Genomic DNA, 23,788 nt, shown 5'->3' on the forward strand with positions numbered 1-23,788 from the left:
CGCCAAAAACACACCTGATTAAATGGATTTAATAGGGAGCCCTAACGATGCGCGACATTCAAATTCTACAGCAAACTCTCGAGAATCAATGCCCCGACATTCACAAAAAACGACTGAAATCTCTGATGCTTGCAACCAAAACTGTACTCGACGGCTCTGATCTCACATTGACCAAAATTGGGCGCGCACTCGACACCGATACCACCGTAAAGCATGCGATTAAACGCATCGACCGATTGCTCGGTAATCGCAACCTACACCGTGAAAAAGACACCATTTATAAGTGGCATGCGTCCTTTATTACCCGTGCCAACCCTTTTCCTGTGGTGCTCGTTGATTGGTCAGATGTTCGCGAGCAGCTACGTTATATGACATTGCGCGCTTCAGTTGCCGTTAAAGGTCGAGCCATCACGCTTTATGAGCAAGCGTTTGAATACAAAAACTACAACTCTCCAAAGAGCCATCAATACTTTCTCGATAAGCTTCAAACGCTCCTGCCCGAAGGCTGCACTCCCATCATTGTCTCGGATGCTGGATTTAGAAATACATGGTTTCGGCAAGTCGCCAACAAAGGTTGGTTCTGGTTGGGACGCGTACGTGGCGAAGTCTCGATCAAATGTGGTGATGCCCCTTGGCTATGGAACAAGACCTTCTATCCTCAGGCAACTGACAAACCGCGGTTTTTAGGGGAAAGCCAATTAGCACGGCGTTCGCCGCTCACATGCTTTGCCTATTTATACAAGAGCCAACCTAAAGGCAGAAACCCCCATCGACACAGCCGAACCTGCCAAAAGCATTCAGCAGGAAAAGTATTCCACAGAGGTGCAAAAGAGCCTTGGCTTCTAGTAACAAACATCCCCAATCAGGTATTGAATGGCGTTAAAATCACTCGCTTATACGCCAAAAGAATGCAGATTGAAGAGTCGTTTCGAGATCTAAAAAGCCCCGCTTACGGATTGGCACTGCGCCATAATCGAACTCGCTGTACGAATCGTATCGATATCCTACTGCTCATGGCGCTAATGGCAGAAATCATCATGTGGTGGAATGGCTTAATCGCCATGCAAGCTCAATGGCATTATGACTTCCAAGCCAACACTATCAAACATCGCCGAGTACTATCCATCCCTAGATTGGGTAAAGAGGTACGTTGTCATCGAAGATACCAAATAAAAGGGTCGCAATATCATTGGGCTATGATGGAATATCAACGTCTCACACACACTTGTGGCTTAGGTGAATTATGAGGGGATCCGCCAGCGCCGCATTAAGGTGTGAGAGACGCTTGGCTATACTTGAGCGAAGCGAAAACGCCAAGCGTTGCGAATCACTCTTAAATACTTTGTTATACAAACTGTTACAGCTTATCCGCCAATTTCTTAAGGTAAGATTTGGCTAGTTCATTTTTACCTCGACTTAACCACTTTATACACTCTAGCAGTTCCCAGATTAGTCCTTGGTCACCATTTGTATATACAGGAAAGTCTTCGTGCTTTGGTGCAGGAGCATCGGTTAATCTTGACTCCACAGCACCCATTTTATCAAATAGTACTTTGAAAGGTCTGGAGATATCAAAAGGCTCGCTTAGATCTAGGCAATGAATCTCTGTGCTGGTTAAATCCGTGAAAATGTATTTTGTAAAGTAAGCATTCTCGTTATGAAAGCCTTGATTACGATAGAAAATTTCTTTACCACGCTCAAAAGCCGAGAAGCACTCTTGTGTGGATTTATGGAATTCATTTTGAGTAAGAATCAAAATGTCAGCGTCAGATACTCGGTCACCCTTACCTGCAGCCAATGAGCCTAATAACACTGCGGCAACCACGTTGTCTTCGGAAATAAACGCAGAACAAGCAGATTTAACCAGCTCATTTTGAAGGGGAAGATTTTCGAGATTAAGTTCTTCTAAACTCACAGTTACCTCCGTTTGTATAACGCCCAATTAAGGGGTGAACAACGCCTCCACCCAACTTAAAGCATTGTGCCATAGACACTAAACGTGAAGTAGAAACAAAAGTGCCAAGCGTTGTGAATCCCTCTTAAATTGCTTGTTATGCGTATATTCGCTCATACTCGGAGAACAACCACTCGCAAAAATTAACAATTTCTTGGGATATGGTAATAATTTGATATTTTCCGGCATAAACCCTAGGTTGACCGAACCAGTTAGCCCTTAACGCAGGATCTTCAGGGTCAACAAATAGAGGCGAGGGAAACCGAGCTAACTCCTTTGCCATATGGCTAACCCCATTTGAAGTAATATCTTCAGCGTGCTGAGTTCTATTTCTTGCCAATACTAGCTGCTCAATTGCTTCTACGTCTGCTGGACAATTTGTAAAATCGACTCCTTCATCTTGCATGCACTTTTTAAGAGAATTTAACCAGCCCTTCCCTTGTTTTCTATTGAATGGTGAACTTTGTTTCTCTACTCGGTTTAGCCAAGCGTTCATATATAACTGTAAAGCAGACGACAGCATTGACAATGTCGCTAGCCCAATAGATCCAACTCCATCGCGAGCTTCGAGCCATTCATGAATAAATTGAGGGTCTCCAGATTCATCATAAACCGGCTCATATGGTGCTTCTTCTTGTTCAATTAACCTCATAACCTCCTGAAAAGGTTTACAACCTTGTTCATGAAAGTTATTGGCAAACTTAACTCGTTTTTTTAAAAAGTTTTCAATATCCATAACTGCCTCAAAATACGCATAACAGTGTCTTTTCAGCAGACATTGTCTTTATAATATTTTCAGAAAATACAGAAACCAAAGAAGCAACATACTGTTCTATAGGTCTTATTCTTCCTTCCACTCATAAATTGCAGAACATGTCTGTATAATCATAAGAATTCAACTAGGCTCATAATCAGCTATTAGTATATGTAGGTCAAGAAATGACATGAGAAAGTGGTCAGGAATCTTGAGCTAAACAGTTTGGGGGCATTTCGATTTAAGAATGGTAGCGTATCGACTGCGATCGCTGCCATTTTAGTATGAATCTTTAATACTTGGTATGAGACTTTATTCCTCTCTCACAGGAGGTGCGGTTGAAGTGCTCGACTGATTTGCTGCTGTTCTCAATTATGGTGCCCGTGTGTACGGTAAAATCGGGTATAATAGCGGGCTTGCACAGAGGAAGGGACAGCGACCGAATATGGACATCAGTTATCGTCAGCTCAAAGCGTTTATTGCGCTGGCTGAAGAGCAGAATTTTACCTATGCCGCTGAAAAGGTGCACATTACCCAGTCGGCATTGAGCCAGATGATGAAGAAGTTGAGCCAGCAACTGGCGAGCGAACTTTATCAGCGTAAGGGGCGTAAAATCGAGCTGACGGAAGCGGGTAACCACCTCTATCAGGAGGCGCGTTTTATTGTTAACCGTCTCGATAAACTGGTGCAGGAGAATCATGACCGTCAGCATGGCTACAACAAGTCTCTGGTGGTGTCATCACTCTATACTTTGTGTGCCTCACTGGCGCCGAAAACACTCAATGATCTCAAGCGTCGTTACCCGGACTTTACTTTTCGTCTGATCGAAGAGCGGGTCGACGATATCACGCACTCGGTACTGGAAGGACGGGCCGATATCGGCATTAACACCAATCCCAATCACCCCGATCTCAATTTTGATCTCCTGTTTCGTGACTATCTGTGCCTGGTGTGTCGTCAGGACCATCCGCTGGCTGAGCTCGATGCCATCAGCTGGGAGCAGGCGCATCAGTTTGCCTCGATTGGCGTCAGTCCGGGCAACAGCCTGCGTACCCTGGCGGATGAAGCGTTTTCACGCATTGGTCTGACTTACGATCCGGAATTCAGTGCGTCGCATACGTCAACGCTGCTGGGCATGATCGCCAGCGGGCTGGGGTGTGCGATTTTGTCATCGACCATCGGCGGCTTAAATCACAGTGCGGATATTCGCTTTATTCCGATTGTTAAACCGGTTCAGTATCGTTTGGTGGGGCTGATTACGCGCAAAGAGATGCAACGCGCTCTGGTGGATGAATTCACCCTGATCCTCAAACAGCATGTCGGCGATTCCAATTTACTGGCTGCGGATCCGCAAATGGGTACATCCGAAGATGTCCCCATTTTATGCTAGTGACCTGAACTTGCGTCGCCGGTCGTTTACATCGGACCGACCGGCAGACCGGAAACCATGTAGAGCAGGAAACAGGCGCCCCAGACGGAGAACAGGACCAGAGCATACGGCACCATCATGGCCAGGAAGGTGCCAAACTTCACCTCGGGGTTGTATTTGGCGATTAACGCCAGCACCATCGGAATATACGGATTGGTCGGTGAGATAATATTGGTGGTGGAGTCGGCAATCCGGTAGCCCATCTGCGTTACTTGTGGCTCAACGCCCAACAGCATAAACAGCGGGATAAACACCGGCGCCATAATCGCCCATTGTGCCGAACCACTGAATACGATCAGGTTCATCAGCCCGGCCAGAATCATAAATACGGCCATCATCAGCAGCTTAGGCATATCCACTGACGAGATCCATTCTGCGCCATTGACCGCGATGTAAATCGCCAGATTCGACCATTTGAACCAGGCGATGAACTGAGCAATCACGAATACCAGCACAATATAGCCACCGACCCCTTTCAGCGCTTTGCTCATCAAATCCGGCACATCACTGGCGCTTTTAATCGTGCCCGCTTTGTAGCCGTACACCACCGCATTCATGATGAAGAACGCCATAATGACCGGAATAATTCCTTTCAGAAATGGTGACGGTACCAGACCGCCTTCAGCATTACGCAGCGCAGAGTCTTCCGGCCAAATCAGGGCCACTAAAACCGCGATAAAGAGCAGCGAAGCAATACCGGACCAGCGCAGAGCGGTTTTCTGCTGCTCGGTGACGGTAAAGGAGATCTCATCATTGTCGGCTTTGGCCGGCATTTTGTGGGCAAAACGTGGCTCGATATATTTGTCGGTCAGCAGGGTTCCGGTCACCACCAGAATAGGCACTGAAATCAGCATGAAGTACCAGTTGGCCGCCGGGCTGACTTCTACCGCTTCAACAATTTTTGACGCCTCGCTTGAAATGCCGGACAGCAGCACATCGGTGCCGGCGATGAACAGATTGGCGGTAAAGCCTGCTGCGACCGCAACAAAACCGGCCGCAATCCCGACAATCGGGTTGCGGTTAGTGGCGGCAAAAATCAGCCCGGCCAGCGGTGGGATAAGGATAAAAGCGGCATCGGACGCCAGGTTACCGATAATGCCGGTAATAAAAATGGAGGCGGTAACAAACTGGCGCGGCGCGTTGAGCAGGGAGTGCTTAATGGCACTGTCGGCCAGGCCTACTTCCTGCAGCAGTCCCACTGCCAGCATCATGCACAGCACTAAGCCGAGAGGCTTGAATGAGACAAAGTTATTGACTGTGGACTGGAGGATATACACCAGTCCGTCGCCGCTGAGCAGGTTTTTAACCTGCACCACTTCACCGCTGGACGGGTGAGTGACGCTGCCACCGTTGATCGAGAGCAGCCAGGACAGCACCATCACGCCGAGACAGAGAAAAATAAACAGATAGAACGGGTGGGGAACCTTATCCCCGAATCGCTCGATGCGATCAATCATCGACGTCCGCGACGCCGTTTTTTGAGAAATTGCGGTCGACATGGTCAGTACACTCCTGTGTGAAAATGGGGGAATCATTCCCCCATGGTCCATTTTACTGCTATTTATATAATTGATTGATATTTAAATAATTGGCTATGATTGAAGCCTGCTATTGCTGTTCGACTAATTGAATAAAATAGGCCGCGCCAATCGGCAATAAATTATCGTTAAAATCGTAGCCTTTGTTGTGCAGGCCAACGCAACGGGTGCCGTGTTCGCCGCTACCATTGCCAAGGAAGCCATAACAGCCCGGAACTTTCTCGAGGAAAAAAGCAAAATCCTCGCTGGTCAGTTTGGCTTCGCAGCCAGGATTGACCTTATCGGCGCCGACCACGGCCTGAGCGGCCTTAATTGCCAGCGCCGTTTCATCCGGGGTATTGACCGTCGGCGGATGAGAGATCGGCCCCAGTTTAAACTCGGCGCTCATTCCTTGTGCTTTGGCGCTGTATTCGACCAACTGTGTCAGGTTGTCAACCAGACTATCACGCGTCTCCTGACGCAAGGTACGGAAGGTGCCATTCATATGCGCCTGATCGGCAATTGCGTTGGTGGTTTCACCACAGTGCAACTGGGTGACGGAAACAACAATCGGATCGAACGGATCATAACGGCGGCTGACCATGCCCTGGATGCCCTGATAAATATGGGTGGCAACCAGCAATGGATCCTGGGTGGTATGCGGCAGTCCGGCGTGTCCGCTTTGGCCGTTTATGGTGACAAACAGGCGATCGGAACTGGCCATGATCGGCCCGGTTTTAAAGGCGAAATGGCCTTCCGGCAGGCCCGGCATATTGTGCAGAGCGTAACAGGCATCGAGCGGGAAACGTTGCAGCAAGCCGTCTGCAATCATGGTTTCCGCACCGCCACGCCCTTCTTCCGCCGGTTGGAAAATCAGCACCACTTTACCGCGAAACTGGCGGGTGGACGCCAGATAGCGTGCGGCCAGCAGCAGCATGCTGGTATGGCCGTCGTGACCACAGGCGTGCATTTTACCGTGATGGCTGGAACGGTGTGCGAAGGTGTTCTCTTCATGAATGGGCAGCGCATCCATGTCGGCGCGCAGGCCGATGGTGTTGCCGTCGCCCAGTTGGCCATAAATCACACCGACAACGCCGGTTTTGGCAAAATCGGTACAGATTTCATCCACGCCATATTTTTGCAGCTCAGCCACCACCAGAGCCTGGGTGTGGTTTTCTTCAAACCCCAGCTCAGGATGCTGGTGGATAGTATGGCGAATGCTAATAGTCTCAGCGACCCAAGGCTGTAAAACCTCAATAATGTTCATGCTTCTCCCCTTTCGTTAAGAAGGATTTAACACTATTGAAACATGGCAAACAAACCGGATTACTACTCAAACTATTAGTGTTGCTAATAGTGATTCAGCCAAGAAACATCAGCATGCAACCAAACCGTTATACTGGGTTGGAATAAACAGGGTTATAATAAACAGGGTTGAAATAACAAGCCGGGCATTATACCCGGCTTGGTGATCCCCGTTTTTAACTTGGCCGCTGGTCAGGATTCGTCGGGATAGTCTCTCTGACGACCTTGCGGGGTAGATTGGGTGCGCCAATGCTCCTCGCGATCATATGTTTCATCGCACAGGTCGATGGTAAACCCCATATCACGCACCTCTTTCAGGGTAAGGTTGTCAGCCAGATGAGTGACCTGACCGGCTTTATTACGTAGCTCCATACCGTCTCCTTGAGTGAGTGTTGGACATCAACAGCAACCTAAGTATAGGCGACACCAGCCGATTGGGGCCGGGCATCAGCAGGACCGTCTCTCTGAGCAGGGTTAGCACATCGCAATCGAGATCAGGGCATCTGGTTGAGTATTTTCTGGCATACTGCTTCCGCCAGTTGATGGCTGGCAATGTTGCGATTAACGACGGCGCTGTCGAGCTTGCCGCTTTGTACCACGTTCAGCCAGTCCTGAATCATAGGGGCGAAGCCTTTTGCGGTCAGCATCGGCGTCCAGTCCTTTAACGCCAGTGTGGTCTGCTGGTTGGCCTGCCAGTGCTTACCGGCGACAAAAGAGTCAAATTCGTAGCCTTGATTGACAAACTGCGCACTGACCCTCTCGCTGGTTTGGCCAAACTGGCGGTTCATTGAGGCATGCAACAGGGTTTGGCCGTGTTGCCACTGAACATCCACCCGGGCCAGTTTCGTCGCATCGAGCTGGTGGGTGATGTACACATCCTCAATGTCCGCTTTGGCATACAGGTTGACGCTGTCGAGCGGGTGGATAAAGTCATCAAACAAAAATGTACGGACATCACCGCTATGATTGTAGCGATGCTTTTCCCAGCGCAGAGCGCGTAGATCGTCACGGGCGGCGCTCTGCACGCCGGCAAGGTGCTGATTGAGCAACGGGATATGACGGCGGTTAAAGCCGACATACAGAGGCTGGCGGTGCTGAGCGGCGACTTCATACAGGGTTTCACAGGCGTGAGCGCTGTCTGCCAGCGGTTTATCCACGAAAGTTGGGATGCCATGGGTGAGGAAAAATGCCGCGATTTCGGGATGGACCGCTGTCGCAGCGTGGATCATCACCGCATCGACCTGCATGTCGATGAGCTGTCGGTAGTCAGTGCAGCTGTGTGTCACATGATAGCGACTGGCCAGCTCGGCCAGAGTCTGAGTGTTACGGGTACAAAAAATGACTTCGACGCCAGGCCACTGGGCGATAACGGGTAAGTAAGCTTTCTGGGCGATATCCCCCAGACCGATCAGGCCGATTTTCATGATGAGCTCTCTGAGAATTGATAACAAAATCAAGGCTAACGCTTGAGAGAGCTCGATACAAGGTGAAAAAGACGTAGTGTTCAGCAGGCCGGAAGGTGTTATGTCAACACTGGGATCTTAGATCAACACAGAGAAATTAGGTCAATGATCCACGGTAAGGCACGCATGTAACCCGGAATGGTGACCGCGAGAACGGCCATGAAGGCTGATGAGCTGACTCATTCAGAATGGGCTGTCACGATTGAGCGTGTTACAGATTTCAATGATCGCCAGTGACATTCCTGACTTGATGATTTGCTGCTGACGTTGCAGATGCAGGTTATAGAAGGCGAGATCAATGTCATCTTCCGGCTCGTCAAGTGGGCTGAGTTGGACCATACCCATCTTTTTAACCAGATTGAGCGCCTGAATGGCAGCCACTATGTTGGGATCAGTAAAGCTGTACTCGGCACCATCGCTATTGAGCTGGTTGCGCAGTTTAATAACACTTTCAATATCATGGTAAACATCGTCCGGAATAACGCCCAGACCGTACAATAATTTGAGACGTACCGACAGGTTGCCCAGCGGGCCGGTGTCCTGCAGCAAAGGCCCGACGACTGACTGCACCGCAAAATTATCTTTACGAAAGATGCGTTGCATCAGGGCGTCAATGGCTTCGCTGAATACTTCGACGGTCTGGATGAAAAAACCCCGTACTGATGGTGCATCGTTCAGTCGTTCCAGGATCTCAGTTTCGTTAATTTTATCTACCATATATGATTCTAAGCTACGTCTCAGGAAGGAGGGCAAACTGCCCTCCAATCTAGCTGCATCATCAAAGCTGGTTGTATAACGACTCAACGGTCTCTACTTCCACGCTGTGTTCATCTAGGCCAGTGTAATGTGCCAGTGTTTTACGCACACCCTGATCACGGATAGATTGCTGCAACTCTACAGCTTGCGGGTCGCTGTCGTTGGTGTATTTCAGCGCGGCCGCAATGCCTTTTAATAATGTTTGGTTGTCCACGCCGTACTCGATGGTGCCAAGTAACGGCTTCACCAGGCGATCGTTGGCACCCAGTTTACGGATTGGCTGGCGGCCTACACGGTCCACTTCGTCCACCAGATAAGGGTTGGCAAAGCGACCGAGAATCTTCTCGATGTAGGCGGCATGTTTGTCTTTATCAAAGCCGTACCGACGAATCAGCACTTCGCCGCTTTCCTGCATTGCCTGTTTAACCTCGGCACGAATCTGCGGGTTTTCAATCGCTTCACGAATGGTTTTATGACCATTCAGGCAACCAAGATAGGCGGTAACGCAGTGGCCGGTATTGAGCGTAAACAACTTACGTTCAACAAAGGCCATCAGGTTATCAGTGCGTTCCATGCCTGCGATAGCCGGAATCTCACCTTTAAACTGAGTTTCGTCGACAATCCATTCACTGAAGGTTTCAACGGTCACGGCCAGCGGATCGGTCTCACCGGCTTCTGCCGGTGGTACGATGCGGTCTACGGCCGAATCGACAAAGCCAACCCGTTTTTCAACGTCGGCTCGTGCTTGTGCGGAGAGTTTTTCAAACACCGCCTCTTTCAGCTGGCTGGTACCACGTACCATGTTTTCACAGGCGATGATATTCAGCGGTGTAGTGATACCCTGACTGAGGCGTTTTTCCAGACCCTGAGCCAAGGTGCCTGCAATGATTTTCAGCACGGTCGGCCCGACAGCGGTGGTAATGATATCAACTTCTGCAATGGAGTCGACAATCTTTGCGTCAGTTGAGTTAATCGCATCCACACCGGTCACGGTTTCCACTACGCAAGTCTCACCCACCACTTTGACCGGATATTCGTGACGCTCGCTCAGTGCCTGAACCACCACGTCGTTGACATCGGCAAAGGTGACGTGAATATTTGCGTCTGCCAGTAGCTTACCAATAAATCCCCGGCCAATGTTGCCGGCGCCAAAATGTAACGCTTTCATAACTGTTCTTCCACCCAATAAAATTAGCAATCTAATAAATAAGGCCAGTCGGGGGAGACCGGCCTTCGTCTTAAAGGAGCATGGCTGTGGTTAGGAGTTAGCCATTCAGAATCCGTAGCACATCGTCCGGATTGGTGGTGCTCTTGAGTAACTCGACGGCTTCTTCATCATCCAGTGCGTTGGTGATGGCAGTGATAACCTGAATATGTTCATCACCCTGAGCGGCGATACCAATCACCATTTTGGCGATATCGTCTTCCTCTTCACCCCACTGGATGCCATCCGGGAACTGGCAGAAAACAATGCCGGTTTTCTTCACATACTGTTTGGCTTCGATAGTGCCGTGAGGGACCGCAATCGATTCACCCAGGTAGGTCGACACGAGTTTTTCGCGCTCCAGCATACCTTGCACATATTGAGGCTCGACGTTGCCCAGCTTCACCAGTTGCTCACCCGCAAACTTGATCACTTCTTCTTTGCTCTTTGGTTGCAGGCCAAGAAAGATATTGTCGTTGGACAGTTTCAGTGTTCCGCCTTGCTCAGCTGTGCTTTCTTGCACAACCTCTTCCTGCTTGTTACCGCTGTCCATGGCTGTCATCAGCTTGGCAACCAGACTGTCGTACAGGGAGTTGTCGAGGAAATTGGTCAGCGAAATATGGTACGCGTTGGCGGCATGCTGGCGGGCACGGTCCGTCAGATCGCGGTGGGTAACAACGATGTCCACATCGCCAGGCAGGCTGTTAATCGCCAGGTTAGTAACATCAATGTTCAGGTTAGCGGCTTGGACCTTCTTGCGCAGCAAGCTGGCACCCATTGCACTTGACCCCATACCTGCGTCACACGCGACGATGATTTTGCGTACGTTTGCCATATCGATGTCTGCGGCCGGAGCGCTCTGACCTTTCGACGTCGCTTTCATGCCCTGCATCTGGTTGGTCGCTTTTTCCAGCGAGTCGTCATCGTCCGCTGTCTGTTTCTGAGTTTTCAGTAGCAGAGAGGCAATCACACACGATACTGCTGCAGAGCAGATAACCGACAGAATCACACCAACGAAGGCTGACTTAGGCGTCATGAGCAGCACGGCAAAAATAGAGCCCGGTGATGCTGGTGAAACCAGACCAGAGTTGAACATCACGTTAACGAATACACCGGTCATACCGCCGCCAATCATGGCCAGAATCAGACGCGGGTTCATCAGAACATATGGGAAGTAAATTTCGTGGATACCGCCCAGGAAGTGGATGATAGAAGCACCTGCAGCGGATTGTTTCGCACTGCCTTTACCAAACATCATGTAAGCCAGCAGCAGACCTAAGCCCGGACCCGGGTTTGCTTCAATCAGGAAGAAAATAGATTTACCCATTTCTTCAGACTGTTGGATGCCCAGTGGTGAGAAAATACCGTGGTTGATCGCGTTATTCAGGAACAGAATCTTCGCTGGCTCTACAAAAATGGAAGTCAGAGGAAGGACACCAGTATCAACCAGAACGTTTACGCCCGCAGCCAGTGCGGTTGACAGCGTTTTCACCGCAGGACCGATAACCAGGTAAGCGATGATCGCGCACAGCATACCGATGATGCCTGCTGAGAAGTTGTTGACTAGCATTTCGAAGCCGCTTTTCACTTTACCGTGGATAGCCGCATCGAATTTTTTGATCGCCAGACCGCCCAGAGGGCCTGCAATCATTGCACCCATAAACATAGGGATATCGGTACCTACAATAACACCCATAGTGGTGATAGCACCGACGACCGCACCGCGATCTCCGCCAACCATTTTACCGCCGGTATAACCGATCAGCAGTGGTAGCAGGTAAGTGATCATAGGACCAACCATGGATGCCAGTGTTTCGTTTGGCCACCAACCCGTTGGAATAAATAATGCGGTAATGAAACCCCAGGCGATAAACGCACCAATGTTCGGCATTACCATGTTGGACAGGAACCGGCCAAAATTCTGTACCTTGACCTTCGCTTCTGGTGATAACATATGTTTTCCCCGTTCGATGTTCTGATGAAATTTTGTTGTTGTAACGGTTTCGCCAAAAACCGTTGATTAATGAGTACACAATTAATCTAACACACAAATTTCAGTCGGCATGTAGGGCGGGTTTTTAGTGATAAGGATCACCAAATTAGGGTTATCCAAATTCTTTTTTAGTGATCATGATCATTTAATTATGATGTAATTTTGCTACAAAACACTGTAATTAAGTTTTGCAATGTATTTTTGATGCTTGGTGTCACATTTGTGATATTTTATAAAATAAAAATAAAGTGACGAAGATCACGAAATGATTTGTTTATTAGCTTGGTTAAAAACGCTAAGTGATCTACATCACTCATTACTATTTATTTCAAAAGTCGAAATAAATAGGCAATAATCCTGTTGATGAAAATGTAATTTAGATACGAAATTACGACAGGCAAGTTACAGCGATCGCAACCACCATACTTGATGTGTTCATTAATTCATCAATGGCCTATGACAGGCTCTGGGCGCGGCATGAGCACAGCGAGCAAAAAGCGAGAGGCTGTTTGCAGGTGTGGAACGGTTTTGGCTCATCTTCTGCTCGCTTGCCTGTATCGGCAGGCGATTAAATCGGTGCCGGAAATGGGTCGCCTGTAAAAGAGTGGCCGCAAGCTCTGCTTAGTCGATGCACCACGAACCCTAAACCAGCCAATGCCGGTTGAGCGGGCAGGAAGCGGGTTGTGAGATCAGTAAGAGTGTTAATCAGTTATTAATCTGAATTTAAAGGGTTTGGTTGACGGTGTGAACGGTTTTTGCGCTGCTTCTCAAACTGAACAATAACAGCGGAAGTGGCGCAGTGCGTCAGGGGTAAAGAGTTCAGTCAATGACCGTTCCTTGCTAGTATTCTGCCACTTTCAATAATGACAATTAGAATTTGCACATGAAAGAAAACGTCATTGTTTCGGTTTCGTCTATTCACGGAACACGACACTTTCATCTTGGCAAATGGTATCGACACTGCCTCAAAGGGGCAGGTTACGCTCTGCTCTGTGGTGCGTTGGCGACCGGCGGTGCGATTTACTATCTGGTCGGCGAAGTCGATTTTGCCAAATTGAAACAACAGGAGCTGGAAAGCCAGTCGATGTCTCTCAATGAAGAAGTCGTCTCGCTCAAATCGCTCAAACACAATCTGGAAAGCGACCTGCTGGAACGTGAAGAAAAAATGCAGCTGGTGTCTGATCGTCTCGGCGAACTGGAAAAAGTCCTTGGTGTTGATGACAGCGGTGCCGAGCTGGAATCACGCCTGGATGCCGCCGCGATCACCTCTTCAGTCAGAATGGTGATGTTAACCCAAATCCCCAGTGGTGCGCCTGTTAACGAAGCCAGAATTTCGTCAGGATATGGTAAACGGGTTCATCCGGTAACGGGGAACGTGAAGTTTCACCGTGGCCAGGATTTTGCGGTCAACATCGGCACTCCGGTATATGCGCCGGCGGATGGCGTGGTGTTGGTCACCCGGCCGAGCAATAAAGGCTCGGGTAACTTTCTGCGTCTGCAACATTCTTATGGCTTTACCAGCTCTTACTCACACCTGAGTAAGTTTGCCGTGCAAAGCGGGGAGTTTATCCAGAAAGGTGATCTGATAGGTTATTCCGGTAATAGCGGCCTCTCGTCGGGTCCGCATTTACATTATGAAATTCGATTTGTCGGCCGCTCATTAGACCCAAGACCTTTTGTCGATTGGGGCGTCAATGAGTTCGAGTCGGTCTTCAGCAAAGTAAGAGGTATCCGATGGGAATCTTTAGTAAACAAAGTCGAGCTAAGAGTCAGCACTCAGCTACAACTCTCATCGCAAAGGGTTGCTCAATTAGTGGACAACTCCGGTTAGAAAGTAATATTCAGGTTGATGGTTCAATCGAAGGTCAGATCCAGGTTGAGAAATCCCTGGTCATCAGTGAGTGTGGCTATGTCAGCGGCGATATCATTGCCGAACATGTCATCATTAATGGTGAGTTTGAGGGCACCTGTCATGCTGACAAAATTGAGATCCTGAGCAAAGGACGTGTCAACGGCCATATTTACAGCGATGATCTCAGTATTGAACAGGGCGGCCGTTTTAATGGCGTTACCCACTCGGCTTCCCAGCCGAGAGTGGCTGAGCTGGTCGACATCAGCGAAGTTAAAGTCGCTGCAGAAGGTTGATAAAAACAAGCCCCGCTTTGGCGGGGCTTGGTGTATTTGTCATCCATCCGGCTTAAAAGCCCTTAATGTTTTCCGCTTCCAGCTCAGAGAAGTATTTTACCGTTTTTACTTTTAGTTCCTGAGTCGCCGGTTCGTCGCAGACCATGATAGCTTTGGCGTGCAGTTGCAGCGCGGATACGGTCCACAAGTGGTTGACACAGCCTTCAACCGCGGCCTGCAGTGCCAGCGCTTTGTTATGGCCGGTCACCAGAATCATCACCTCTTTGGCATCGAGCAGCGTGCCGACACCGATAGTCAACGCATACTTAGGTACCTGTGAGACATCCCCGTCAAAAAAGCGTGAATTGGCGATACGGGTATCGTGGGTCAGGGTCTTGATACGGGTACGTGAAGAGAGCGATGAAGCCGGTTCGTTAAACGCGATGTGACCGTCATTACCCACGCCGCCCATAAACAGATCAATTTTGCCGTAAGATTTGATCTTCTCTTCGTAACGCTGACATTCCAGATCGTGGTCATCGCTATTACCGTTGAGCAGGTTGATGTTTTGTGGCTGGATATCCACATGATTGAAGAAGTTGTTGTACATGAATGAGTGATATGACTCAGGGTGATCTTTTGGCAGACCCACATACTCATCCATATTGAAAGTTACCACATGTTTGAAGCTGACATCGCCGGCTTTATACAGCTCAATCAGTGCCTGGTAAGTCAGTAGTGGTGTGCCACCGGTTGGCAGGCCGAGAACAAAAGGACGCTCCGCTGTCGGCTGGAAATCATTAATGCGTTTCGCAATGTGTGCGGCAGCCCATTTACCGACCTGGGCAGCGTTGTTTAATGGAATCAGTCTCATGTTGTAACCCTTACTGCAAAAATTAGCTGTGATGAACTTGGTTAATTCACAGTATAAAAAAAGTATTGGTTTTTCGCTATCCTTTTAGACGAAAATTGTCATTAATGTTTTCATGTTTACCTTTTTGCTCGTAAATAGCACGTTGTTGAACCTGTCCATCGGTTTTTATGCATTAACTTTTGTTTTTCGTGTGTGAAATTTCACAAGTAAAAATAAGTTCGATTAAATGTGCGTGTTGTGACTGTTTTGCCGGGTTGGATTGGCGAAGCACACAATCGTTATCCATACTTGATATGAACCAGAATAACGGAGCGGTAGCGATGAAAAATGAACTAGACCCGACCAAAATTTTGCACGCTTATGAAAAGGTTATGGCGAACGGGACCCCAACCGAATATGGCAAAATTTATGAGGGTATTGAAGCGTTCTCAGATTATGACGGCTATAACGTCTACCTGCGCGGGAACGGGGTAGAGCTGAAAGTCGGATTCCACAATACCTATCATCTTGAGTACGATCAGGAGCATTTGCGTGACTCTTTCCTCAAGAAAGTCGCGATGCTGGGAAAGTGATGCGAAGTCGTAAAGCGGAGCGGCATTTGTTCTGAGAAGCAAAAATGGGTTGTGCGCAGTAAAACAAAGCCCCGGGCACTTTGCGCTGCGGGGCTTTGGGAGAAAGATTAGGTACACGGTGATGATGCCTGACGGTATGCTGCTTAACTGCGTTTAACAGCCGCAGGGATTAACGGTGGCGCAACGAGTCAATCAGATACTTGAGAATCGGTTCCGGCTCCACGCCTTTATCATCGTAGCGATGTTTTGGTTTTAGTAACCAGCCACGCTCAACCAGTTCATCAATCAAATCCAGATATTCATGGCTGCATTTACCCACCAGCAAGTTATCTATACTGCGTTTTTGTGACTGGGACAGGGTATGCAGAAATCCTTCCAGATACAGGTGGTCTTTGGTAAAGCCACCGCCGCGATACACCCGTGTCGTGGTGACAAATGCACTGTCACGATCCTGGCCCAGTTCATCGACCAAATAATCAAAGGTCTGATAGAAATTCTGCTCCTTGAGCATAGAATCCACTGCCAGCACGCGGGTAGCAAGTGTTTGCAGTCGATCATGTGACATGTAGCCCGCTTTGTACTCTGCTAAAATCGCCAGACCTTCCTGCGACTCCGTTGCTCCCGGCAGACCAATCGAAAAAATACGCAAAGGCTGGCTGCGCGCGTTGAATGTGGTCGCCATATGTACGCCCAATTCGTGCTGAATCAGACGCTGTACTTCAGCATGCGAGAAGGTCACTTTACTGTTGAGATACAGGGTCGGCGGTTTCTGACCGCTTACCATGGCACGCGCTGCGAGCGAGGCGGTCGGCGTGACATTGCATTTCATGCCCCACGCTTTTGCGGCCTGCAGCATGACTTCGGCGGCCTGCTCTGCGGTATACTGCGGGCCTTTTTCTTCCGGCAGCGTTTTGGCATAGAGCAGGAACTGGGCATTACTGATGGCATTGGCATCCGGCCGGCCATAGAAACGCAGCGAGTTATACAGAAAACTGTCCTGGCCGATACTGGTCAGCAGATCTATCTTTTCACTGAGTTTATTCACCACTGAACTGTACAGCTGTTTCAGATCCGGATCGGAAATGGTGTCGATCGGCAACTGATAGAGCTTGTGTTTAAACTCATTGGCGTGAATCGGTAACTGCTTGTAGCGAAAGTCCGGCTGGTAGCGGCTTGGCGCCGCATCAAAGCGTTTACGTTCACTGGTCATATTGGTCGGGTTGATGTACTTGAGTGTCTCAACTTTACGCGTCAGCTTGGACAGCGCTTTGTCGATAGCCAGTACCGCCGGTTCAATCGACGAGCTGAGCATTTTCGCTTTGGTGGTACGACGCCGGTTATGGCGGCGCTGGAAATAGGCGCTGGTTTCGCTGAATGCCTGCTTGAGGCCGCTTTTCATTGCATCGAGTACTAAGGGATACACGGTGCCGCTGTCGGGATCAAGAAACACTTTTTTCACTTCGGTCGGCAAAACCAGAGTGCGGTCAAAATGGGCATTGGTATGCGCTATCAGATAGCCGCGCCCTTCAAACACCGCATCAACTGCCGCATCGCTCTCGATGTGCGGCAGTTGGATTTTGCCGAGCTCGCTGGTAAAGCGTTTGACCACATTACCCCAGCGCTGCATATCGATTTGTGCGCTGCCGATATTAAATACCGGCGCGGACGGCTCGGTCGACGTCGGCTGGTAGGTATAAAGGTCGAACACAATCACCATACCAAACATGGATTCCAGCTTGGCAATCAGCGCTTCATACAAGCGGTAAAACTGGGCGTGCTTTTCGTGACTGATGGCGCGCTGACGATCATTGAGTGGTCGCTTCCAGGCCGACTTATAGCGTGTGCTCAGCGTGCGGGCACGATTGAGGTCGTACTCAAAACGCGAGTCGAGACTCCAGAGCGTGATGGGCTGGGAGGCGATAAGTTGGTCGGAAAACGGCGCCTCTTCCAGACGACGCTGCGCAGCGGAAAGCTGGCACAGGGGCTGCAATTCGGCGCGAAGGCGGTTACCTGCATGAATGGCGGTGCACACCACCGGCAGATATTGTTCTATCTTGATAAAACAGCCGGCGGAGTCGAGCTCGCCGGAAAAAGGTTGCCCTCGCTGAATCAGCGAGAGCATCTCTTCCAAAGTGTAAACTTTAGAAACCGGGTTGGCCATGGGTGACCCTTAAAGAAGACGTCAACGTTAGTGAGAAAACGTCAGTGAGAAACAGGGGCTGCGGTAACGACAAAGCCCCGCTAAATTAGTCTTCTTCAGTCAGGCTTGGCTCATCATCGGTATAGTCGTCTGCCGCATCTGGCTTGTTACGACCGTTCAGCGTGTGGAAACGCTTACGACCGCGCGACAGACGGACATACTTCATCCATACCTTTTCAATTTTGCTTTCGGCCAGATCCGGATTATCCAGTACCTGAAGGAAACGCTGCTCTTCAGCGTTTTCTGGTTGTAATACGCCGGATTCCAGACCCAGCATGGTGTCACCATATTGGGTCAGAAGGTTTTCTTCACCCAGAGTGAAATCACCAGATTTCGCGAAGCCTCGTGGGAATTTCTTAGTATCGAAAAAATGTTTTTTTCCTAGACGAAATACTGTCTCAGACATGTCAACCTCGTGTGTCTATTGGCTACCATTACGTTGCCGTGGTTCACGGCGAAAGTTAGGCGTAAAATCCAGAAAAGAAAAACAAAAATTTTTTATCGTCATTATTGTACTTCCTTGTTAATCTTCACGAGGAATATCAGAGGATTCAATATGGACGTAAAAGTCTTTCGCACCTTTCTTGAATTGGCCAAAGTACGCCATTTTGGCCGGGCCGCAGAGAATCTTTATTTGACTCAGGCGGCGGTGAGTGCGCGAATTAAACAACTCGAAAATTATTTCGATACCCAACTGTTTACCCGTGACCGGAACAACATCAAACTGACCTCGGCAGGTGAACGATTGGTCAGCTACGCTGAAGTGATGGTCGCGACCTTGCAACAGGCAAAATTTGAGTTGTCGCTGGATAACGGGAAAGCGCTGCAACTGACGATTGGCGGTACGCCCAACATCTGGGATGCTTATCTGCAAAACTGCTTGAGCGTGATCACTGACGCTTTCAGCGGTTATGGCTTTATGGCTGAAGTGATGGGGCGTGAGCAGCTGAGCCGTAATTTGCTGGAACGTACCCTGGATATGGGCTTTGCGTTTGACCAGATCAAAGCAGAAGAGCTACAGTGCAAGAAAGTCGCCGATTTGGTGCTGGTGATGGTTTCGACCCGTCCGGACACCGCAGACAGCGTGTTTAACAACAGGTACGTCTATGTCGACTGGGGCTCACGTTTTGCATCCGAACACGCTGACAGGCACCCCAAAGCGCCTGCACCGTTTCTGCGCACCTCAACGGCGCGCATTGCACTGGATTTTATTCTGGAAAAAGGTGGCAGTGCTTACATGCCCGCTTCAGTGGTGGAACCGTTCCTGAATTCAGGCCAATTGCATCGTGTCGCCGGGGTCGAAGACTGGCATCGTCCGATCTACCTGAGCTACCGTAAAAACAGTTCATCGGTTGACGCGATTACTCAGGTTGAAGGTTTGGTTAAAAACATTGATCCGCTGACCGCATTCAGCTTGCAGAAAGCGGGTGAAGTGAATTAAGCCCGATTGATGGGTAAAAAGAAAACGTGTAAATAGAAAAACGGGGCGAGTTAACAACTCGCCCCGTTTCTTATTATTCAGCTAGACAACAAGGATTAGAAATATAAAACCCCGTGCCAACGCGAAGTTTCACCACCAGCGTTATTTTTGGCTGATGCTTGAGTCTAGGCTCGCTTTACCGGCACCTGAAATCAGCAGTGATACACTTGCTGCCAGCAGAGCCAGACCAAATTCGTAGCCGTTGTTGGCAATAAACAGACCGTTACCAATGTGAACGCTCAGGATAGCGACAATCATCGCAAAGGCAGTGACAAACGCGGCAGGGCGGGTCAGCAGACCGATCAGCAGTAACAGACCACCAAAGAACTCACCGCTACCGGCCAGAAACGCCATCAGAACACCAGGTTCGATACCGATTGAAGCCATCCACTGACCTGTACCTTCCAGGCCGTAACCACCAAACCAGCCAAACAGTTTTTGTGAGCCGTGGGCCATGTAAATGATCCCGATTGGGATACGCAGTGCCAGTGGGGCAAAACCTGCATTAGTGCTCATCAGTTTTTTTAATAGTGCGTTCATTGTCGTGTTCCTTAACATTCGATAATGTGAAATAAGTGTGTACAGCGCTCAAGTCTTTCTGCGTGCCGATGGAGTAATTCTAGATGAGCCAGGCAATTTTGATAGTGGCTTTAGATCGACATACTAGTTCAAAAAAATTGAATGACTTTCAGTGGCTAATAGATTGCGGGTGAGATCGGTTATTTTCCGTTTTGATCATTCAGTGCCGAAAATGGCTAGTTTTCCGTGTGGTGCGTCGTACACTGGACATATCGTATCAGGAAGCCGAATCATGACTCTGTACAGCCAAACTAAACTGACGCCTCAGCAATGCCAACGGGCGCGAATGAGCCGCGATGCGCGTTTTGATGGTCGTTTCTATATCGCGGTGAAATCGACCGGTATTTTCTGCCGGCCGATTTGCCCGGCAACATTGCCGAAAGAAGAGAATGTGGAATATTTTGCCCATCAGGCACAGGCTCTGCAGGCTGGTTACCGGCCCTGCTTGCGTTGTCGCCCGGATAGCGCGCCCGCATCATGGGCGTGGAAGGGAACCGAAACGACCTTCCAGCGTGCGATCAGCCTGATTGATCATGGCGCGTTGCAGGGCAAATCGTTGGCAGATTTAGCGGAACGGCTCGGCATCAGTGAACGCTATTTGCGCCAGTTGTTTAAAACCTATTTGGGAATGTCACCGAAACAGTATGCCCAGTATCAGCAACTGATGTTTGCCAAGCAGTTGCTCCATCACAGCCATTTGTCGGTAACAGATATCGGGTTTGCCTGTGGCTTTAACAGCACGCGGCGCTTTAATGATGCGTTTCAGAAGTGTCTGCGCCTGACGCCGAGTCAGGTGCGGCGTGAACCGGGCAGCGCCAGTGCCACCAATACGGTGTCACTGGCTTACCGTGGTCCGTTTGACTGGCAGCATATGCTGGCGTTTTATCAGCTACGGGCGATAGACGGCATCGAACAAGTGCAGGCTGATCGTTATCAGCGCCATGTCATGCTCAATGGCAGCCGCGCCTGGTTCGCCGCGCGTTGTGCATCCGATACCCATATGGAGATTGAATTTGAACTCGAATCGCTGCGGGATTTGCGTTATTTGGTCAGTATCTGGCGGCGGGTGTTTGATCTCAATGCGGATATGGTGGCGATTGAAGCCCAGCTTGCTAAGGCAGCCCCTGAGTTAGTGATTCACCCTGGACTGCGGATACCCGGCGTGTGGAGTCCCTGGGAAGCCGGTGTGCGTGCCGTTCTGGGGCAGCAGGTATCTATTAAAGCGGCGATCGGTCAACTCAACCTGCTAGTGAGAACGCTCAATTACCGTCAGCCGCGTCCGTGGTATTTTCCAGACCCACAGCAAGTGGCCAGTGCAGATTTAAGTTTCCTGCGTATGCCGCAAAGTCGCAAAGAGACGCTTTCCCGTTTAGCTGGCTTTGTGCAGCAAAATCCGCACGCAGCCGTCGATGAATGGCTGGCCCTGAAAGGCATTGGTCCCTGGACGGTGGATTATGCGCGATTACGTGGCCAGTCCGACACTAACTGCTTTCTGAGCGGGGACCTGATTGTCAAAAAAGCGCTGGCATTGCACCCCGGATTGACCGCGGAGCGGGTTGCCCCCTGGGGCAGCTACGCCACTTTCCAATGCTGGAACCAGTGATTGTTTCATTTTATCTGATGGCAGGAGCCGTAATATGCATCAATATACCCATTATCAAAGTCCGCTTGGGACGATGACATTGCAAGCCTCTAAGCAGGGACTGCTCGGTGCCTGGTTTAGTACCCAGACCACTCAGCCGGATGAGCTGGGCGAGTGTAATCCGGCATTTCCTCTTCTGGTGGAAACCATGCGTCAGCTCGATCAATACTTTGCCGGCCAGCGCCGTGAGTTTGATTTACCGCTGGCGGCGACCGGAACGCCGTTCCAGCGCGCGGTCTGGCAGGCACTGGGCACCATTCCTTTTGGCGAGACCCGGAGTTATCAGCAACTGGCTGATGCGATCGATAACCCGAAAGCCGTACGGGCGGTCGGGCTGGCCAATGGCAAAAATTCGATTTCGATTATTGTACCGTGTCATCGTGTGATTGGTAAAAACGGCAAACTGACCGGTTATGCCGGGGGTGTGGAGCGCAAAGCGTATCTGCTCGAGTTAGAGGGCATTGATCACCCAACTGCAAGCTGGCAATGTTCAGGCAAACAGCGCCTGATTAAGCCATAAATGCACGAGTATGCTCATTACATAGCCCAGCGCAATAACCGGCGACCATTTTAAGTGGCTGATAAAGGTGTATTTGCCGTGCGAAGCGCCCATTAAGGCCACTCCGGCCGCGGAACCGATAGACAGCAGGCTGCCGCCCACACCGGCCGTGAGCGTTACCAGCAGCCAGTTTCCGATCGACATGGTCGGTTCCATCGTCAGGACGGCAAACATGACCGGAATGTTATCGACAATCGAGGAAAGTACCCCGACACTGATATTGGCCCACATCGGATCCCACTGGCTGTACATCAGCTCCGAGATCAGCCCCAGATAACCGAGCAGGCTCAGGCCGCCAACACACATCACCACACCATAGAAAAACAGCAGGGTGTCCCATTCGGCATGGGAGATACGCCGGAATACATCGAACGGCACCACTGAGCCCAGCCTCCGCAACGCAGCTTCATCGCCGTTGGCAATGGCCCGTTTGGCTTTTTTAGCCAATGAACCGGCCAGCGTTTGACGCAGGAAGTAACCAAAAAATTGCAGATAGGCCAGGCCCATCATCATGCCCATCACCGGCGGGAAGTGGAACAGGGCATGAAAACTGACAGCGGTGATGATGGTCAGCATAAATAACCCGACAATGCGACGTGCGCCGCGTTTCAGCTCGACATGCTCATGAATAACATCTGGCATGCCGGTTGGCAGAAACCAGGACATCACCAGCGCCGGCAGCAGATAGTTGATGACCGAAGGCAGAAACAGATCCATAAACTGCATAAACGCCACGTGACCGGCCTGCCATACCATCAGGGTCGTGATGTCACCAAACGGGCTGAATGCGCCACCGGCATTGGCCGCGACCACGATGTTGATACAGGCGAGGTTGATAAACTGAGTGTTTTGTCCGCCCACTTTCATCACCACAGCGCACATCAGCAGGGCGGTGGTCAGGTTATCGGCGATCGGTGAAATGAAGAAGGCGAGCCAACCGGTGAGCCAGAACAGGGCGCGAAAGTTAAATCCTTTGCTGGTCATCCAGGCTTGCAGCGCATCAAACAGGCGTCGCTCTTCCATTGCGCTGATGTAGGTCATAGCGACCAGTAGGAACAGCAGCAGCTCGGCATATTCGAGCAGGTTGTATTCCAGTGCTTTTTGGGCGACTTCTGTCGCGCCATGCTGTTGGTATACATAGCCAATCATGGCCCAGATAATTCCTGCGGCCAGCAGCACTGGTTTGGATTTGCGCAGCTGCAGGTACTCTTCCAGCATCACCAGAATATACGCGACGGTAAACAGCGCCAGAGCGGTATAACCAATCCCGGATTGAGTGAGGGCGAGGGAAGCGCCGGGTTCGGTGGAGGCAAGGCTTTGCGCAGAGAACAGGAGTGTCAACAGAATCAATACCGGCCTGAAAAGGGACATGGCAGCTCTCCG

The 23,788-nt window shown here is 50.0% G+C and carries 22 protein-coding genes; 8 read left to right on the forward strand and 14 right to left on the reverse strand.

Features of this window, described 5'->3' with window-relative positions; translation table 11 throughout:
* Positions 1-47 precede the first annotated feature (47 nt).
* Positions 48-1,247 carry an IS4 family transposase gene (locus KNV97_RS04825; RefSeq protein WP_218561663.1) on the forward strand — a complete coding sequence of 400 codons (1,200 nt, stop codon included), beginning with the start codon at positions 48-50 and terminating at the stop codon, positions 1,245-1,247.
* A gap of 110 nt (positions 1,248-1,357) precedes the next feature.
* On the opposite strand, the gene KNV97_RS04830 is transcribed toward KNV97_RS04825, so the two are convergent.
* Both KNV97_RS04830 and KNV97_RS04835 read right to left on the reverse strand, forming a co-directional pair.
* Complete coding sequence (locus KNV97_RS04830; RefSeq protein ID WP_045610712.1) at positions 1,358-1,915, reverse strand: nucleotidyltransferase domain-containing protein; 558 nt, start codon at positions 1,913-1,915, stop codon at positions 1,358-1,360.
* A 136-nt stretch (positions 1,916-2,051) separates the two neighbouring features.
* A complete protein-coding gene (locus KNV97_RS04835) occupies positions 2,052-2,690 on the reverse strand; it encodes a hypothetical protein (protein WP_218561664.1) in 639 nt (212 codons plus the stop codon).
* A 463-nt stretch (positions 2,691-3,153) separates the two neighbouring features.
* On the opposite strand from KNV97_RS04835, the gene KNV97_RS04840 reads away from it, so the two are divergent.
* Positions 3,154-4,098 (forward strand): LysR family transcriptional regulator, encoded by a 945-nt coding sequence (locus KNV97_RS04840; RefSeq protein WP_218561665.1) that lies wholly within the window; start codon positions 3,154-3,156, stop codon positions 4,096-4,098.
* 26 nt (positions 4,099-4,124) lie between these two features.
* Here the strand turns inward: KNV97_RS04840 and KNV97_RS04845 are convergent, their stop codons facing one another.
* From KNV97_RS04845 to KNV97_RS04875, 7 genes are all read right to left on the reverse strand, one after another.
* Positions 4,125-5,636: an AbgT family transporter gene (locus KNV97_RS04845; protein WP_218561666.1), complete on the reverse strand. Its 1,512-nt coding sequence runs from the start codon at positions 5,634-5,636 to the stop codon at positions 4,125-4,127.
* 109 nt (positions 5,637-5,745) lie between these two features.
* Positions 5,746-6,921, reverse strand: a complete 1,176-nt coding sequence (locus KNV97_RS04850; RefSeq protein ID WP_218561667.1) for a M20 aminoacylase family protein — start codon at positions 6,919-6,921, stop codon at positions 5,746-5,748.
* A 230-nt stretch (positions 6,922-7,151) separates the two neighbouring features.
* Positions 7,152-7,331: a hypothetical protein gene (locus KNV97_RS04855; RefSeq protein WP_218561668.1), complete on the reverse strand. Its 180-nt coding sequence runs from the start codon at positions 7,329-7,331 to the stop codon at positions 7,152-7,154.
* A gap of 122 nt (positions 7,332-7,453) precedes the next feature.
* Complete coding sequence (locus tag KNV97_RS04860) at positions 7,454-8,383, reverse strand: Gfo/Idh/MocA family protein (RefSeq protein WP_218561669.1); 930 nt, start codon at positions 8,381-8,383, stop codon at positions 7,454-7,456.
* Positions 8,384-8,605: 222 nt separating this feature from the next.
* A complete protein-coding gene (locus KNV97_RS04865) occupies positions 8,606-9,139 on the reverse strand; it encodes an MltR family transcriptional regulator (RefSeq protein WP_136487007.1) in 534 nt (177 codons plus the stop codon).
* 61 nt (positions 9,140-9,200) lie between these two features.
* The gene (locus KNV97_RS04870; protein ID WP_136487009.1) at positions 9,201-10,346 is read right to left on the reverse strand and encodes a mannitol-1-phosphate 5-dehydrogenase; all 1,146 of its coding nucleotides are present in this window, start codon (positions 10,344-10,346) and stop codon (positions 9,201-9,203) included.
* Positions 10,347-10,443: 97 nt separating this feature from the next.
* The gene (locus KNV97_RS04875) at positions 10,444-12,336 is read right to left on the reverse strand and encodes a PTS mannitol transporter subunit IICBA (RefSeq protein WP_218561670.1); all 1,893 of its coding nucleotides are present in this window, start codon (positions 12,334-12,336) and stop codon (positions 10,444-10,446) included.
* A 922-nt stretch (positions 12,337-13,258) separates the two neighbouring features.
* On the opposite strand from KNV97_RS04875, the gene KNV97_RS04880 reads away from it, so the two are divergent.
* Both KNV97_RS04880 and KNV97_RS04885 read left to right on the forward strand, forming a co-directional pair.
* Positions 13,259-14,206 (forward strand): M23 family metallopeptidase, encoded by a 948-nt coding sequence (locus KNV97_RS04880; protein ID WP_218561671.1) that lies wholly within the window; start codon positions 13,259-13,261, stop codon positions 14,204-14,206.
* Positions 14,110-14,520 carry a bactofilin family protein gene (locus KNV97_RS04885; RefSeq protein WP_136487015.1) on the forward strand — a complete coding sequence of 137 codons (411 nt, stop codon included), beginning with the start codon at positions 14,110-14,112 and terminating at the stop codon, positions 14,518-14,520. The genes KNV97_RS04880 and KNV97_RS04885 overlap by 97 nt, the downstream gene beginning before the upstream one ends.
* A 52-nt stretch (positions 14,521-14,572) precedes the next feature.
* Here KNV97_RS04885 and nagB read toward each other — a convergent pair whose 3' ends face one another.
* Positions 14,573-15,373, reverse strand: coding sequence for a glucosamine-6-phosphate deaminase (nagB, locus tag KNV97_RS04890; protein ID WP_218561672.1), 801 nt, complete (start codon positions 15,371-15,373; stop codon positions 14,573-14,575).
* A 320-nt stretch (positions 15,374-15,693) separates the two neighbouring features.
* On the opposite strand from nagB, the gene KNV97_RS04895 reads away from it, so the two are divergent.
* Positions 15,694-15,945, forward strand: coding sequence for a DUF3081 domain-containing protein (locus tag KNV97_RS04895; RefSeq protein WP_136487019.1), 252 nt, complete (start codon positions 15,694-15,696; stop codon positions 15,943-15,945).
* 169 nt (positions 15,946-16,114) lie between these two features.
* Here KNV97_RS04895 and KNV97_RS04900 read toward each other — a convergent pair whose 3' ends face one another.
* Both KNV97_RS04900 and KNV97_RS04905 read right to left on the reverse strand, forming a co-directional pair.
* Positions 16,115-18,106 (reverse strand): flavohemoglobin expression-modulating QEGLA motif protein, encoded by a 1,992-nt coding sequence (locus KNV97_RS04900; protein ID WP_218561673.1) that lies wholly within the window; start codon positions 18,104-18,106, stop codon positions 16,115-16,117.
* A gap of 85 nt (positions 18,107-18,191) precedes the next feature.
* Complete coding sequence (locus KNV97_RS04905; RefSeq protein WP_218561674.1) at positions 18,192-18,551, reverse strand: DUF413 domain-containing protein; 360 nt, start codon at positions 18,549-18,551, stop codon at positions 18,192-18,194.
* A 150-nt stretch (positions 18,552-18,701) separates the two neighbouring features.
* Between KNV97_RS04905 and KNV97_RS04910 the strand changes: the two genes are divergently transcribed.
* On the forward strand, positions 18,702-19,586 hold the full coding sequence (locus KNV97_RS04910; RefSeq protein WP_168797045.1) for a LysR family transcriptional regulator: 885 nt from the start codon (positions 18,702-18,704) through the stop codon (positions 19,584-19,586).
* A gap of 141 nt (positions 19,587-19,727) precedes the next feature.
* On the opposite strand, the gene KNV97_RS04915 is transcribed toward KNV97_RS04910, so the two are convergent.
* Entirely contained in the window at positions 19,728-20,165 is a 438-nt protein-coding gene (locus KNV97_RS04915; RefSeq protein WP_136487028.1) for a DoxX family protein, read from the reverse strand.
* Between the two features lie 271 nt (positions 20,166-20,436).
* Here KNV97_RS04915 and KNV97_RS04920 point away from each other — a divergent pair, with 271 nt between their 5' ends.
* Together KNV97_RS04920 and KNV97_RS04925 are read left to right on the forward strand one after the other, a co-directional pair.
* Entirely contained in the window at positions 20,437-21,807 is a 1,371-nt protein-coding gene (locus KNV97_RS04920) for an AlkA N-terminal domain-containing protein (RefSeq protein WP_218561675.1), read from the forward strand.
* Positions 21,808-21,841: 34 nt separating this feature from the next.
* Complete coding sequence (locus tag KNV97_RS04925; protein ID WP_218561676.1) at positions 21,842-22,366, forward strand: methylated-DNA--[protein]-cysteine S-methyltransferase; 525 nt, start codon at positions 21,842-21,844, stop codon at positions 22,364-22,366.
* Here KNV97_RS04925 and nhaD read toward each other — a convergent pair.
* Positions 22,337-23,776, reverse strand: a complete 1,440-nt coding sequence (nhaD, locus tag KNV97_RS04930) for a sodium:proton antiporter NhaD (RefSeq protein WP_218561677.1) — start codon at positions 23,774-23,776, stop codon at positions 22,337-22,339. The genes KNV97_RS04925 and nhaD overlap by 30 nt on opposite strands.
* Between the last annotated feature and the right edge of the window lie 12 nt (positions 23,777-23,788).

The sequence above is a fragment of the Vibrio ostreae genome, assembly GCF_019226825.1.
Lineage (GTDB): Bacteria > Pseudomonadota > Gammaproteobacteria > Enterobacterales > Vibrionaceae > Vibrio > Vibrio ostreae.